This is a genomic window from Bradyrhizobium sp. Ce-3, assembly GCF_022835695.1.
Classification (GTDB): Bacteria; Pseudomonadota; Alphaproteobacteria; order Rhizobiales; family Xanthobacteraceae; genus Bradyrhizobium.
In genome coordinates this window covers 179231-192293 of record NZ_BQUV01000008.1, presented here as the reverse complement: position 1 = coordinate 192293, position 13063 = coordinate 179231, and the positions used below count along the sequence as shown (strand labels likewise).

Annotated in this window: 16 protein-coding genes; 13 read left to right on the top strand and 3 right to left on the bottom strand. The window is 64.2% G+C overall.

Annotation, left to right across the window (positions count from 1 at the left end; translation table 11 throughout):
• The first annotated feature begins 162 nt into the window (after nucleotides 1-162).
• Complete coding sequence (locus tag BRSPCE3_RS26420) at nucleotides 163-1008, top strand: FRG domain-containing protein (RefSeq protein ID WP_244069214.1); 846 nt, start codon at nucleotides 163-165, stop codon at nucleotides 1006-1008.
• A 150-nt stretch (nucleotides 1009-1158) separates the two neighbouring features.
• On the opposite strand, the gene BRSPCE3_RS26415 is transcribed toward BRSPCE3_RS26420, so the two are convergent.
• Nucleotides 1159-2040 carry an SDR family oxidoreductase gene (locus BRSPCE3_RS26415; protein WP_244069213.1) on the bottom strand — a complete coding sequence of 294 codons (882 nt, stop codon included), beginning with the start codon at nucleotides 2038-2040 and terminating at the stop codon, nucleotides 1159-1161.
• Nucleotides 2041-2199: 159 nt separating this feature from the next.
• Between BRSPCE3_RS26415 and BRSPCE3_RS26410 the strand changes: the two genes are divergently transcribed.
• The 11 genes from BRSPCE3_RS26410 (at nucleotide 2200) to BRSPCE3_RS26360 (ending at nucleotide 10230) form a co-directional block, all read left to right on the top strand.
• Nucleotides 2200-2601: a response regulator gene (locus BRSPCE3_RS26410; RefSeq protein WP_244069212.1), complete on the top strand. Its 402-nt coding sequence runs from the start codon at nucleotides 2200-2202 to the stop codon at nucleotides 2599-2601.
• 130 nt (nucleotides 2602-2731) lie between these two features.
• On the top strand, nucleotides 2732-3343 hold the full coding sequence (locus BRSPCE3_RS26405) for a LysE family translocator (protein ID WP_244069211.1): 612 nt from the start codon (nucleotides 2732-2734) through the stop codon (nucleotides 3341-3343).
• 754 nt (nucleotides 3344-4097) lie between these two features.
• Nucleotides 4098-5312 carry a GGDEF domain-containing protein gene (locus BRSPCE3_RS26400; protein ID WP_244069210.1) on the top strand — a complete coding sequence of 405 codons (1215 nt, stop codon included), beginning with the start codon at nucleotides 4098-4100 and terminating at the stop codon, nucleotides 5310-5312.
• A gap of 86 nt (nucleotides 5313-5398) precedes the next feature.
• Nucleotides 5399-6019 (top strand): peptidoglycan recognition family protein, encoded by a 621-nt coding sequence (locus BRSPCE3_RS26395; RefSeq protein WP_244069209.1) that lies wholly within the window; start codon nucleotides 5399-5401, stop codon nucleotides 6017-6019.
• A 98-nt stretch (nucleotides 6020-6117) separates the two neighbouring features.
• Entirely contained in the window at nucleotides 6118-6495 is a 378-nt protein-coding gene (locus BRSPCE3_RS26390; RefSeq protein WP_244069208.1) for a VOC family protein, read from the top strand.
• A 118-nt stretch (nucleotides 6496-6613) separates the two neighbouring features.
• Nucleotides 6614-7051 carry a cupin domain-containing protein gene (locus BRSPCE3_RS26385; protein ID WP_244069207.1) on the top strand — a complete coding sequence of 146 codons (438 nt, stop codon included), beginning with the start codon at nucleotides 6614-6616 and terminating at the stop codon, nucleotides 7049-7051.
• A gap of 95 nt (nucleotides 7052-7146) precedes the next feature.
• Nucleotides 7147-7947, top strand: coding sequence for a L,D-transpeptidase (locus BRSPCE3_RS26380; RefSeq protein ID WP_244069493.1), 801 nt, complete (start codon nucleotides 7147-7149; stop codon nucleotides 7945-7947).
• A gap of 212 nt (nucleotides 7948-8159) precedes the next feature.
• The gene (locus BRSPCE3_RS26375; RefSeq protein WP_244069206.1) at nucleotides 8160-8537 is read left to right on the top strand and encodes a hypothetical protein; all 378 of its coding nucleotides are present in this window, start codon (nucleotides 8160-8162) and stop codon (nucleotides 8535-8537) included.
• Nucleotides 8538-8959: 422 nt separating this feature from the next.
• On the top strand, nucleotides 8960-9271 hold the full coding sequence (locus BRSPCE3_RS26370; RefSeq protein WP_244069205.1) for a helix-turn-helix transcriptional regulator: 312 nt from the start codon (nucleotides 8960-8962) through the stop codon (nucleotides 9269-9271).
• Nucleotides 9272-9273: 2 nt separating this feature from the next.
• Nucleotides 9274-9759 (top strand): SRPBCC family protein, encoded by a 486-nt coding sequence (locus BRSPCE3_RS26365; RefSeq protein WP_244069204.1) that lies wholly within the window; start codon nucleotides 9274-9276, stop codon nucleotides 9757-9759.
• A gap of 45 nt (nucleotides 9760-9804) precedes the next feature.
• Complete coding sequence (locus BRSPCE3_RS26360; protein ID WP_244069203.1) at nucleotides 9805-10230, top strand: MAPEG family protein; 426 nt, start codon at nucleotides 9805-9807, stop codon at nucleotides 10228-10230.
• Between the two features lie 256 nt (nucleotides 10231-10486).
• Here BRSPCE3_RS26360 and rpoH read toward each other — a convergent pair whose 3' ends face one another.
• Together rpoH and BRSPCE3_RS26350 are read right to left on the bottom strand one after the other, a co-directional pair.
• The gene (gene rpoH, locus BRSPCE3_RS26355; RefSeq protein WP_024581019.1) at nucleotides 10487-11383 is read right to left on the bottom strand and encodes an RNA polymerase sigma factor RpoH; all 897 of its coding nucleotides are present in this window, start codon (nucleotides 11381-11383) and stop codon (nucleotides 10487-10489) included.
• Between the two features lie 216 nt (nucleotides 11384-11599).
• Complete coding sequence (locus tag BRSPCE3_RS26350; protein WP_244069492.1) at nucleotides 11600-12580, bottom strand: RluA family pseudouridine synthase; 981 nt, start codon at nucleotides 12578-12580, stop codon at nucleotides 11600-11602.
• 65 nt (nucleotides 12581-12645) lie between these two features.
• Between BRSPCE3_RS26350 and BRSPCE3_RS26345 the strand changes: the two genes are divergently transcribed.
• The gene (locus BRSPCE3_RS26345; RefSeq protein ID WP_244069202.1) at nucleotides 12646-12981 is read left to right on the top strand and encodes a hypothetical protein; all 336 of its coding nucleotides are present in this window, start codon (nucleotides 12646-12648) and stop codon (nucleotides 12979-12981) included.
• Nucleotides 12982-13063: the final 82 nt, after the last annotated feature.

Sequence of the window (13063 nt, the reverse complement as noted above, 5' to 3'; positions counted from 1 at the left end):
CGAGTTCGGTGGATGTTAGATGTCCAAGTCGGCAATAGCCGACTTGGATGGCGCAGGCCCGGAATCCATCGGGCCGCATCACGCGTGGAGAAATGGATTCCGGGCTCTCGCTTCGCGAGCCCCTCAGATGCGCAATTGCGCATCGAGAATGACGGGTGTGGAATGGAAACCATCGGCAGCCAGAAGATCTGGTCGTTCTTCGATCGTCGCGGCTGCCAGGTCGCGAAGAACGCGGCGGTGCGGGAGGGGCCGGGCCATCGCGTCGGGTCGTATCTGGAGCTCGCCACGAAAATCGCCGAGCTGCAATTCCTCAACCGCGACCATGTGCTGCTGTTTCGCGGCCAGGGCGCCGACCACAGGAACATCAAGCGCAACTCGTCGCTGAAGCCGACGCTGTTCCGCGGCGGCCGCGGCAATCCGGATGCTGCGACGCTGGTTCAGCGCTTCGAGGCGCTGGCGCGCGCCGAGCAGCTCCTGATCGCGGAGTACGCCAGGGCAAAGTTGCTCGGGCTGGAGCGGCTGAAGCGGCATCGCATCCTGCGCTGGTCGATCCTGCAGCATTACGAGGTCTGCACCACGCCGCTGCTCGACGTCACCCATTCGATCCGGATCGCCGCCTCGTTCGCCTCGCTGGCGGAGACCGGCACCGCGTTCCTCTATGTGCTCGGCGTGCCGAACCTCAGCGGCGCGATCACCGCGAGCGCCGAGGCCGGCCTGCAGATCGTGCGGCTCTCCAGCGTCTGCCCGCCGTCGGCGGTGCGGCCGCATATCCAGGAGGGCTATCTGCTCGGCGAATACCCCGAGATGTCCGGCACCGCGCAGAAGGACAACTACTTCCCCTACGAGATGGATTTCGGCCGGCGGCTGGTCGCCAAATTCTCGTTCGCGCCGGCGTCGTTCTGGAAGAACGACAATTTCCCACAGGTGACGCGGAGCGCGCTCTATCCGTCGGAGAAAAGCGATCCGCTGTTTCGGCTGGCGCTCGGGGTGAAGAAGCAGCTGGGGTGATCCGTCATTCCGGGGCGCGCGAAGCGCGAGCCCGGAATCCATCAGGCCGCATTCCTGGTGGCGGAATGGATTCCGGGTTCTCGCTGCGCGAGCCCCGGAATGACGAGTGGAGCGGGGGATGACACCCGACTACCCGGCAACATCCCGCATTCAACCCGCCCGCGCGGTGTCGCGTGCGATCCGGCGCGCCGCGGTCTTCTCCATCATCCGCTGCATCACCTTCCAGTAGCTGCCGGGACGGAAGCGCTGCAGCAGGTCCATGAAGCGGGCATCCTTGCCGATCAGGATACGCGGCTGGTTCTTCTCGATGCCGGCGATGATGCGCAGCGCCGCCGCGGCCGGCGTGGTCCGGGCCAGTGCGTCGAAACGCTCGATCGATTCGGAACGGCGGGCGTTGTCGGTGATGCCGGTGCCGGAGCGCGAGTTGCGCGCGATGTTGGTGGCGACGCCGCCGGGATGCACGACGGAGACCTTCACCGGGCTACCCGCCACCGCAAGCTCGTGGCGCAGGCTTTCCGAGAAGCCGCGCACCGCGAACTTGGCGGCGCAATAGGCGCTCTGGCCGGGCGGGGCGATGATGCCGAAGATCGAGGAGATGTTGACGATATGCGCCTCGCGCTGCCGCGAAAGCTGCGGCAGGAAGGCGCGGGTGCCGTGCACCACGCCCCAGAAATTGATGTTGAACAGCCAGTCCATCTGCGCCTGCTCGATCTCGCCGAATTCGCCGAGCAGCGCGACACCGGCATTGTTGACGACGATGTTGAGCCCGGGATGCGCGGCGCCGGCGGCCTCGGCGAATGCCGCGATCTGGCCGGGCTCACTGACATCGAGGCGGTGCAGCGTGACCTTGCGCGGGCTCGCATTGGACTGGCTTGCATTGGCGATCTCGGCGGCGGTGGCCTGCAGGCCGGCCTCGTCGCGGTCGGCGATCGCCAGATCGCAGCCGCGCCGCGCCAGCTCACACGCGAGTGCGCGGCCGATGCCGCTGGCGGCTCCGGTCACGGCGGCGGCGGATCCAGCGATCGCGGTCATGTCGGGTCAGCTCCATCTGAAAAAAGGGGGGCGGCCGGGCAATGAGGGAACATGGCGGGTTTCATTACTTTTCTCAAATTGGAACTGAACCATCCAGCGATTTTAGGCATTAATTCTGTGCTCGTTTTCAAAACCGCGATCATAAAGGGAGACTCAGCCATGGGACAATCGAGGCCCTATCGCGCAAAAGCCCTGGTCGTCGAGGACGACCCGATGCAGCGCGAGATGATTGAATTGCTGCTGGAGGAGAGCGAGTTCGACGTCATTTGCTGCGAGAGCGCCGAGGCCGCAGAACTGGTGCTGCAGGGCAGCGGCGACAATGTCGTGCTGATGCTGACCGACGTCGAGCTGGCCGGAAACATGACTGGCGTCGAGCTCGCCCATGTCGCCAAGAAGTACAAGCCCGACATCGACGTGATCGTCACCTCGGGCAGGCCGCTGCGGCAGCGGCTGCCCGACGGCGCCCAGTTCTGGTCCAAGCCCTGGGCGCCGCTGGACGTGATCCGGGTCGCCGAGATGAAGGCGTCGGAGCTGTCGGGCGGCGGGCCGCGTGGATCCTGACGAGGTCCGGGTCCCCATAACGGAATTGTCAGCGCGGCCGACGGGCCGGCCGGACGGTGGCTGCTTCCGCCCAGGGGCAGGGACGTGATATTGGCGGCCGACGTCCGCCGACGTCCCTGGGGATTTTGAAATGAGCTGGTCCTTCCTGCTGACCACCCTGGTCGTGGTCGCCTCGCCCGGCACCGGCGTGCTCTATACGCTGGCGGTGGCGCTGACCCGGGGCTCGCGGGCGAGCGTGGCGGCGGCGTTCGGCTGCACGCTCGGGATCGTGCCGCAGATGATCGCGGCGATGCTCGGCCTTGCCGCCATCCTGCACACCAGCGCGCTGGCGTTCGCAGCGCTGAAATGGGGCGGCGTGGTGTACCTGCTTTATATGGCCTGGCAGGCGCTGCGCGAACGCGGCGCGCTCGCCGTCGATACCGAGATCAAGCCGCGCTCGCGCCGGCGGGTGATCGTGACCGCGATCCTGATCAACATCCTCAATCCAAAACTGTCGATCTTCTTCCTGGCCTTCCTGCCGCAGTTCATCGCGGTCGACGAGCCGCACCCGCTGGCGCGGATGGCCGAGCTCAGCTTCGTGTTCATGGCGATGACCTTTGCGGTGTTCGCGATCTACGGGCTGTTCGCGGCCTCGGTGCGCGACCGCGTCATCACCCGGCCGAAGGTGATGGCCTGGCTGCGGCGCAGCTTTGCCGCGGGCTTTGCCGTGCTCGGCGCCAAGCTTGCCTTCGCCGAGCGCTGAGGCCGCGTTCGCCCGCGGCTTGGCGCGCAGGCAATAAAAAAGCAGGCCTTGCGCCTGCTGCCTTGCGTCCCTGCCATGTGTGCTTGACTTGTGTGCTTGACTTGTGTGCTTGACTTGGGCGGATGGTCCGGATCGGGTGCCCGGGCAGGGCAGGAGCCGCTACCCGGGCTGGAATTCGCTACTTCTTGGCGGCCTTCTTCTTGGTGGCCTTTTTCGCCTTCGCCTTCTTCGCCTTCTTCGCTTTCTTAGCCATAGTATCCTCTCAGGGTTTAATGGATTGAACGCGACTCCGAGGCATGCTTGGCGGAGGGCCAGCCTCGCAACATCCTCAGTAGCAAACTCAGCAGATTCGGAGGCGGCTGCCGCGTGCTGTCACGTCGCCGTCATCGTGTTATCCACAGCTGTTACGTGTTTTCGCCAGGTTTTTCGCCAGCATACGCGCCTCGCGCGTCGCATCCGTCATGCTTAACGATGCGCAAACGGCCGACGCGCACATCTTCATCAATTCAAAACCACGGCGCGGATTGACGCGTCGCGGGTCACGGTCCGTTAAGCGGCGCGGCCGCATCCTGTCCGGCAAGACAACGGGGATTGTCATCGGAGGAAACGCCCAGGAGCATGATCCGGAAAAGTGCGAAGCGGTTTTCCGAAAAAGATCATGCCAAAACAAGAATCTAAGCGCGATGATGTCATCGCGCTTCGGCGGGCGGTCATTTCAGGGGAGGCGAGACCGATACGGTCTCGAACAGGGGCGATGTTGAGCGTTCCGACGCTTTGGACGGTTTTCATTATCAATTTCCTCGCGCTCGGCCTGATCTGGGCCTACGTGGCGCGCAGCTATCCAGCTTTCGGCGCCGCGCGGTTCTGGACCGCGTCCGCCTTCACAGCCTCCGCCGGCGCCGCCTGCGCGATGCTCCGCGTGATGATGACGGACTCGCTGCTGCCGCTGCTGGCGGCCGGGACGCTGATGGTGTTCGCCGCCGGCTTGGCCGCGATGGGCATCGAGCGGTTCTACGGCAAGCCCGTCCGCTGGCGCGCCACCGCGCTGTCCGCCGCGCTCGCCTTTATCGGCCTCGGCGTCTTCATCTTTGGTTATGACAGCATGCCGATGCGCATCCTGGTCTACACCATCGCCCAGGTCTCGCCGCTTGCCTTGACGCTGAAGCTGCTGCTGTCGTCCGACAACGGCCGCGTCAGCCCCGGCGCGCGGCTCGCCGGCATCGTCGCCTCGGTGCTGATCGGCATCTATGCGCTGCGCCTGGTCGGCGCCCTGCTGCAGCCCGGCGAATTCTCCTTCGTCCGCTTCAATGCGGGCCAGTCGCTGGCGATCCTGCTGATGGTGTTCCTGTCGATGGCGCTGAATTTCGGCTTCCTGCTGATGGCGATCGACCGGCTGCGCAACGAGGTCGCCGACCTCGCGCTGCTCGACGATCTCACCGGCGTCGGCAACCGCCGCCATCTGGTGCAGCGGCTGACCGAGGAATGCGCGCGCTCCGACCGCAACGGCGAGGCGTTCGCGCTGCTGGTGATCGACCTCGACGGCTTCAAGGGCATCAACGACACCCATGGCCACGCCGCCGGCGACGCCTGCCTGCAGCATTTCACGCTGATGGCGCAGACCAGGCTCCGCCCGGGTGACATGCTGGCCCGCACCGGCGGCGACGAGTTCTGCATCGTGCTGCCGTCCTCGACGCTGCGCGAGGGCGCGATGATCGCGCGCCGCGTGCTGGAGGTCTGCCGCGCCGATGCCGAGCAGTGCACGGCCAAGGACATTCCGATCGCGGTCTCGATCGGCGTCGCGCAATGGACCCGCGAGATCGGCGTGCATCCGGACCGCCTGATCGCCGCCGCGGACCACGCGCTCTACGACGCCAAGAAGGGCGGCAGGAACGGTTACGCGACCTACGAACCCAAGCTGCCGCAGGAGATGGTCGATGCGCTGGAGGCGAGCCTGCGCAAGCGCGCCTGAGCGTGCTAGAGCATGATCCGGAAAAGTGCGAAGCGGTTTTCCGAAGAGATCATGCTCAAGAGAGGGCGACACTGGATATTCTCCTGATGATGTCTCGCCTGCTCGCCGCGCTGCTTGCGCTCGTCCTGTCGTCCGCCGTTTCAGCCGAAACGTCTGATCTCGCGGCGCTTGCGCGATCGCAGGGCACGCCCGAGATTCCCGGCCTGAAGATGGTGTGGCTGTCGCCCTGGGGCGACGTCGTCCAATCGCATCCCTGGCGCAACATCATCGTGCACCAGACCGAAGGCCCGGCCGGCTCGGCGCGAAACGGCGCCGCCGAGCAGCACAAGAACCCGACCCGGCGCGGCGTCATGGTCTGGGTCGAGACCGACGGCACGGTCTATTGGGCGGTCGCCGACAATCTGGTCCCGACCCACACCGACGGCGCCGATCGCAACGACAACAAGTATATCGACAACAGCAAGACATATCGCCAGGTGAACAAGGATACGTCGATCGGCGTCGAGTTCGCCGGCAACTATCCCGATGTCACCAGGGCCCCGACCGACGCGCAGATCGCGGCCTGGCGCGTGCTGGTGAAGCTGCTCCGCGCGCGTTACGGCATCCCGCTCGACCATGTCTATGCGCACAACTGGATCGACTTCAAGGACGCCCGCTATTGCGAGGGCTGCGCGCTCGCGACCATGGCGCGGGAGTGGGGCGAGTAGGGCGCGCACGCATCCTCCAGCTCCCGCCTTAAAGGTGACAAGTTTTCAGAGATTGAGAATAGCAGACCAAAGTTGCTGGATGGCGTCGGAGTGCGCGAATGAACCCTTCTGGAGCCTTGATCGCGATCCTGCCGTGTAATGATCTTGATGCGTCGGAGCTGTTCTACAATCGGCTGGGCTTTACGCGCCCGGACAGCGAAAGGCCTGCTCCCGGAGAGCTCGACAGCTATCGCATGCTGTCGAACGGGAACGGCGGATATCTCCATCTGACGGACGCGGTCGAGGGATGGCTGACGCCGGGCAGAAACCCTTTCGGGCTTTATCTTTACCTCGAGAGCGTCGACGCTGCGGCGCGCGAATTTCAGCAATCGCCCGCAGACCAGCCGTGGGGGATGTACGAATTTGCGATCTCGGACCCGGACGAGACGCTGGTCCGTGTCGGTTGGCCGACCCGTCTTCGCGCCGGAGCACGATAATTCGTCCGCTTCCGGCGCTTCGCCGACATGACCGGCAGCGCTGCGCTGCGGCTGCAACCGTCAACCCAGGAAGGATCGAGACATGACATCCGCAATTGCTGCAAGGCCGGCACTTTCATTGATCGGCCTTGCGGCTGCGGCGTTGCTCGCGCCGGGATCGGCGCCGGCTGTTGCCCAGGATGCGGTGGTCGCAACGCTGCCGCAGGACATTCATTTCGAGGGACCCGCCGGAGCGGTGGGGGTTGCCGTGCTGTATGGCGACCCGAAGAAGGCGGGAGTATTCTTGGAACGGGTGAGGATCCCGGCCGGCTTCAAGATCATGCCGCATTGGCACGGCGAGACCCGAATGGCGGTCGTTCTGTCCGGCACCTTCTATTACGCGAACGGTGATCAGTGGGATGAGAGCAAATTCAAGGCCTACCCGCCCGGCTCGTTCCTGATCGAACCTGCGAAAATCTCCCATTACGCGATGGCAAAGGACGGCGAGGTCGTTCTTCAAGCGACGAGTATCGGCCCGAGCAGCACGATCAAGATCGATCCGGCGAACCGGCGTTAACGACGCTTGGCGATTTCCGGCCGGGGCGAAATCGCTTCGAGGCTTGTTAAAACTTGCCTTGTACCTCCTCCAGGCACGGGGATCAGGGGAGAGGTATGGGTAAGCGGGCTAAACGTAAGAAGACCGAGGCGCTTGCGCTGCCGGTGGCTGGACGAGTTGCGATCGGCGTCGTGGCCGCCGCCGCGTTGGGCTACGGTTTGCTGTCGCGCCCGGCGGGCGTTCAACCGGCACGGAAGCAGGCCGCCCACCAGGTCCCGGCGCCATCGACTGCTGCGTCATCCACTGCTGCGCCATCGGCCCCTGTTCACGTCGCGGCGCCGGTCCAGCCTCCAGCTCCAGCGCCGGCCCCGGTTCCAATCCCGGTCCCGGCGCCCCGGATCGAGACAGCAAGAATCGAAACGCCAAAAGCCGCTGAGGCTCCCGGAAGATTTGCACGCCAGGTGGTCGACTACGTCAGCCACCAGCCGCCGGGCACCGTCGTCATCGATACTGGAAACACATTCCTCTATCTCGTTCTGAACGGCGGGCAGGCGATGCGCTACGGCATCGGTGTCGGCCGCGAAGGCTTCACATGGTCCGGCGAACAGGTCGTGGCGCGCAAGACGGAATGGCCGGACTGGCGTCCGCCCGCGGAGATGATTTCGCGCCAGCCCTATCTGCCGCGGTTCATGGCAGGCGGTCCCGGCAATCCGCTCGGTGCCCGGGCGATGTATCTGGGCGATACCGAATATCGAATTCACGGCACCAACAAGCCCGATACGATCGGCAAGCGGGTGTCGTCCGGCTGCATCCGGCTGACCAATGACGACGTCACGGATCTCTACGATCGGGTGAAAGTCGGCGCGAAAGTGATCGTGCTTCCGGCACAGGCAGCTCCCATGCTGGCCGAAAAATGAAACGTTCGGCCGTTCGGGGTGGGCCGGAAGTCCTTCGGCTCGGTCGCGATCAGCGGCTTTGACCCGGCGCCGACATTCGTTGGCCCGTCGCGTTCAACCGGGCTATTGGTGGCCCGCGAACCCGGGGGGCCGCGATGCTTCGATGGTTTTGGATCTGCGCCGCGATGCTGTGCGCTTTGACGTCCCCGGCGTGGCCGGAGGCGGGGTCGTCGGTGCCGTTTGCCGACGGCGGCTATATTCCGGACTTCCTGAAGATCGTCCGTCAATACAATGCGAGCGGCGATGAATTCCGCATCGAAGGGATTTGCAAATCAGCTTGCACGCTGTTCCTCGGCATCCGGAATGTCTGCGTTCAGCGCGATGCCCAACTGATGTTTCACGCCGGCCACGACCTTGCGGAAGACCGCACCGGTCCGGACACGCGGGCGAGCCGTGCGCTGCTCTCCCAGTACAACGAGGCGCTGCGGCACTATCTGCTCGAAGGCCACCACATGGATAGCGAGGCATTGCATCCGCTGGAAGGTCGCGTGCTGATCGAGCGCTTCGGCTATCGGGAGTGCCCACCGGGCGAAGAGACGACCACCCGATAGGCGGAGCTTGTGAGCTTCGCAGGATGGGCCGAGCGCGGCGATATCCATCGACCTCGTGCCACGCGGCGGGATGATGGGTATCGCTGCGCTCCACCATCCTACGGACTGGATCGACGTCAAGGACGCCCGCTATCGCGAAGGCTGCGCGCGCGACCGTGGCGTGGCAGTAGGGCGAGTTGGGGCGTACTCCATTAGATTCCAGGATGCCGGCTTTCGGGGCCGAAGCGGAAACCCGATCCGACCTCAGGGATATCGCCTTCTGACCCGAAGCCGAAGTTTCGCCCGCGCGAGGATCAATCGAGCCAAGCACGTTTGACGCAATCATTAGTATATGCTAATCATTAGCCATTGCTAATGATTATGCGGGAGTTCCGATGTGGTGATCGAATGGCGAGGTCCCGTGGGCATAGCGTCGGCTCGCCATGGTTAGAGATAGCGTGCAACTGGCCGCGCTAGGCGATCCGACTCGCAGACGAATATTCGAACTCGTGGGAGCGCGGCCTCGCACGGTCGCCGAAATCACCCGAGAATTGACGGTCTCCCAGTCAGCCGTCTCCCAGCATCTCAAGGTGTTGCGCGAATCTCGTTTGGTTCGGGCCGAGCCGAAGGGTGCCAGCAACGTTTATCACATCGATCCAGCGGGGCTCGGCCAGATGCGCGCCTGGCTTGACCGGTTCTGGAGTAGCGCACTGGCGGCTTACAAAGTGGCCGTCGAAAAATCACGGGAGGACTAACAATGAGCACACGTGTATCGCCCGCGCCCATCAAACAATCTATCGTGGTCGAGGCGCCTATCGAGCGTGCGTTCAAGGTTTTCACTGAGGACTTCGGCAGCTTCAAGCCGCGTGAGCACAACCTGCTGGCCGTCCCCATCGCAGAGACCGTGTTCGAGCCTCGTGTGGGTGGACACATTTTTGATCGCGGTATTGACGGCAGCGAATGCCGATGGGCGCGTGTGTTAGCCTTTGAGCCGCCCAATCGGGTACTTCTAAGCTGGGACATCAGCCCGCACTGGCAAATCGAGCCCGATCCTGAAAAGACCAGCGAATGGGAGGTGCGGTTCATTGCCGAGACGCCAACCCGGACGCGGCTGGAGCTAGAACACCGCCACCTCGAACGCCATGGCCAAGGTTGGGAAGTCGAGCGCAACAGCCTTGAGGGCGATCAGGGTTGGCCGTTGTACCTAAAGCGGTTCACTGGGCGGATTGCTCGCGAGCGCTAGCGCTTGCGTGTCCCATGCGACGTCATCGTTATCGCGGAGGTCCGTATGGCAGCCTACTCGCTCAGCATCATCGGGGTGCTTGCCCTCTGTCTTCTGTCCATCTTGCTGGCGATTCATTCGGGATCGTCCAAAGGCAGAGCGGGGGTGCTCTCCGGACCTGTTCTGCCGGCGGACGACAGCAATCCGTTGTACCGGATCGATCGCGTCCACATGAACGGGGTGGAGGCGCTGACACCCTTTGTCGTCCCAGCCGTGCTGGCTATGATGGTGGGGGTAGGACCCGCCACGCTTGCCGCGCTCATATGGGTCTATGTCGCAATTCGGCTGATCCACGTTGCGGTCTATTTGCGTGGCGGCAACGCCGCGAAAGGCGGCAGCATCAGAACCATTCTCTATGTTTCAGGTGCGCTCGTGACTATCGTTCTCATTGTCATGACCACCGTAACAGCCATACGCCAAGGCTACCTTTGAGGACGAACGATATTTGTGCTTCTGGCCTTAGCCGACATGACTATGATCCGTACTTCCCGCTACCGTCACCCCCACAACTGTCATCGCCCGCGAAGGCGGGCGATACAGTATTCCAGAGACGGCGGTGATTGAACCGTGAGGCCGCGGCGTGCTGGGTCCCCCGCTTTCGCGGAGGGCGACGGTGGAGAGCGACCCCCAAAACAAAAAAGCCGGCGTTGCCGCCGGCTTTCGTGTCTGTTGGCTTGCCGCCGCGCGATCAGTGCGCGGCTTCGAGTGCTGCTTCCTGCCGGGCAATCGTGCCCTTGACGGCCGACTGCACCTTTTCGAAGGCGCGGACCTCGATCTGCCGCACACGCTCGCGCGACACGCCGAACTCGGCGGCGAGATCTTCCAGCGTCATCGGCTCATCCGCCAGGCGCCGCGCCTCGAAGATGCGGCGTTCGCGCGGGTTGAGCACGCCGATCGCACCGTTCAGGGCCTGGCGGCGATGATCGAACTCCTCGCTCTCGGCCATCAGGGCTTCGGCGTTGGGCGAGTTGTCGACCAGCCAGTCCTGCCATTCGCCGGCTTCGCCGTCGTCGCGGATCGGGGCGTTGAGCGACGCGTCGCCACCGAGGCGGCGGTTCATGTCGATCACGTCCTGATCGGTCACGCCGAGGCGCTTGGCGATCAGCTTGACCTGGTCGGGGTGGAGATCACCCTCTTCCAGGGCCGAGATCTTGCTCTTGGCCTTGCGCAGGTTGAAGAACAGCTTCTTCTGGTTCGCGGTGGTGCCCATCTTCACGAGCGACCAGGAACGCAGAATGTACTCTTGTATTGACGCCTTGATCCACCACATGGCGTAAGTGGCGAGACGGAAGCCCTTCTCGGGCTCGAATCGCTTCACCGCCTGCATCAGGCCGACATTGCCTTCCGAGACGACCTCGGAGATCGGCAAGCCGTAGCCGCGATAGCCCATGGCGATCTTGGCCACGAGCCTGAGATGGCTGGTGACGAGCTTATGCGCCGCGTCGCGATCGTCATGCTCGCGCCAACGCTTGGCGAGCATGTACTCCTGCTGGGGTTCCAGCATGGGAAACTTGCGGATCTCGGCGAGGTAACGTGAAAGGCCGGATTCTCCATTGAGGACCGGCAACGTAGCTGTACGGGCCATTTGAGCGCCCTCCAGTGGTTCAGACCCCCGATAGCGGCGGGCCCGGCAGGTGGCCGCTGGGTTAAAGCCGGCCATGCTGCGATGTTCCGCGCTGGATATTCAGCGCAGGTGCAACATACACCAAACTGTCCGTGATAGGGAAGGATTGCTGACGTCACGTCCCCGTGTGCCAGCTATAACCTGTTGTCATAGCTTTGGTTTTCTGGGGAGGGTGCGTCATACCGCCGCTTCCAGCGCCCGCTGCAGGAGAAGCAAATCCTCCGGCAGCGGCGCTTCCCAGTGCAAAAGTTCCCCGGTGCGGGGGTGCTCCAATGCCAGCAGATAGGCGTGCAAGGCCTGCCGGCCCAGCGCGGTGAGTGCGTCCTTACCTTCCGCGCCGAGCTGCCCGGCCTTGGTCTTGAAGTGGGCGCCGTAAACGCTGTCGCCCAGCAGGGGATGGCCGAGATGGGCGAGGTGGACGCGGATCTGATGGGTCCGCCCGGTCTCGAGCCGGCACGCCAGCAGCGAGGCGACCGGCTTGCCGTCGCGGCCGGCAAAGCTCTCACGCACCTCGAAATGGGTGATCGCCTCGCGGCCGCCCTGGCGGACGGCCATTTTCTCGCGGGCATGCGGATGGCGGTCGATCGGCGCGTCGATCGTGCCGTGCGGCCGGTTCGGCACGCCCCAGGCGAACGCCATGTAGCCGCGCTCCATCGGACCGGTGCGGCCGTGGTCGGCGAACTGCGCGGTCAGCGACTGGTGGGCCTGGTCGTTCTTGGCCACCACCATCAGGCCCGTGGTGTCCTTGTCGAGGCGGTGCACGATGCCCGGCCGCTTGACCCCGCCGATGCCGGACAGGCTCGCGCCGCAATGCGCGATCAGCGCGTTGACCAGCGTTCCGGTGGCGTGGCCGGCCGCCGGATGCACGACCAGGCCCCTGGGCTTGTTGATGACGACGATGTCGTCGTCCTCGAACACGATATCGAGCGCGATGTCTTCGCCCTGGGGCTCGGCGGGCGCGGCCTCCGGCACGTCGATTATGATCGTATCGCCGTTGGCGACATGATAAGCGGGGTCGCGGACGACGGCGTCCTTGACGGTCACGGAACCGGCGAGGATCAGTGCCTTCAGCCGGGACCGCGACAGCTCCGGAGTGCGCTGCGCGAGCACGCGGTCAAGCCGGGCCGAACCCTCGTCGCCCGCGACGATGACCTCCAGCTTCCGACCGCCATTCGAAGACACCTGATTCAAATCGACCTGTTGCAAAGATATAGAGCCTTGTGATGACCGACACCGCTGTAACCGAACCGACCCCCGACCAGACTGCGCTGATCGCGCGGGTGCGGCGCATGATGCTGATCGCGGGCCTGACCTCGGCATTGGCCGTGGCCGTCGTGTTGATTGCCATCGGCTACCGCCTTTATCGCGGCGATGGAAGCCCTGTTTCGGTCTCCGACGTCACTGCTGCGCTGCCGAAAGGCGCGCGCATCGTCGCCACCGGCACAGCCGGCGAGCGGCTGGTGCTGACGCTCGATATAGGCGGTGCAACAGAGATCCGCACATTTGATGCAAAGACACTGAAACCTGTCGGCAGGCTGAGCTTCGTCAACGAGCCCTGATCGAAGCGATCGCGAAGCCGCGCAGGCAATCAACCAAATCCGCAACCAAAAGCTGCAGCGTATTTTTTGCGCATGCGTTCGC

What these genes read in the sequence shown, in the direction of transcription:
- BRSPCE3_RS26400 (WP_244069210.1), top strand. Translation starts at nt 4,098, where the DNA reads ATGTTGAGCGTTCCGACGCTTTGGACGGTTTTCATTATCAATTTCCTC.
- BRSPCE3_RS26365 (WP_244069204.1), top strand. Translation starts at nt 9,274, where the DNA reads ATGAGCACACGTGTATCGCCCGCGCCCATCAAACAATCTATCGTGGTC.
- BRSPCE3_RS26395 (WP_244069209.1), top strand. Translation starts at nt 5,399, where the DNA reads ATGATGTCTCGCCTGCTCGCCGCGCTGCTTGCGCTCGTCCTGTCGTCC.
- BRSPCE3_RS26415 (WP_244069213.1), bottom strand. Translation starts at nt 2,040, where the DNA reads ATGACCGCGATCGCTGGATCCGCCGCCGCCGTGACCGGAGCCGCCAGC.
- BRSPCE3_RS26380 (WP_244069493.1), top strand. Translation starts at nt 7,147, where the DNA reads ATGGGTAAGCGGGCTAAACGTAAGAAGACCGAGGCGCTTGCGCTGCCG.
- BRSPCE3_RS26345 (WP_244069202.1), top strand. Translation starts at nt 12,646, where the DNA reads ATGACCGACACCGCTGTAACCGAACCGACCCCCGACCAGACTGCGCTG.
- BRSPCE3_RS26370 (WP_244069205.1), top strand. Translation starts at nt 8,960, where the DNA reads ATGGTTAGAGATAGCGTGCAACTGGCCGCGCTAGGCGATCCGACTCGC.
- BRSPCE3_RS26410 (WP_244069212.1), top strand. Translation starts at nt 2,200, where the DNA reads ATGGGACAATCGAGGCCCTATCGCGCAAAAGCCCTGGTCGTCGAGGAC.
- BRSPCE3_RS26405 (WP_244069211.1), top strand. Translation starts at nt 2,732, where the DNA reads ATGAGCTGGTCCTTCCTGCTGACCACCCTGGTCGTGGTCGCCTCGCCC.
- BRSPCE3_RS26360 (WP_244069203.1), top strand. Translation starts at nt 9,805, where the DNA reads ATGGCAGCCTACTCGCTCAGCATCATCGGGGTGCTTGCCCTCTGTCTT.
- BRSPCE3_RS26390 (WP_244069208.1), top strand. Translation starts at nt 6,118, where the DNA reads ATGAACCCTTCTGGAGCCTTGATCGCGATCCTGCCGTGTAATGATCTT.
- rpoH (WP_024581019.1), bottom strand. Translation starts at nt 11,383, where the DNA reads ATGGCCCGTACAGCTACGTTGCCGGTCCTCAATGGAGAATCCGGCCTT.
- BRSPCE3_RS26420 (WP_244069214.1), top strand. Translation starts at nt 163, where the DNA reads ATGGAAACCATCGGCAGCCAGAAGATCTGGTCGTTCTTCGATCGTCGC.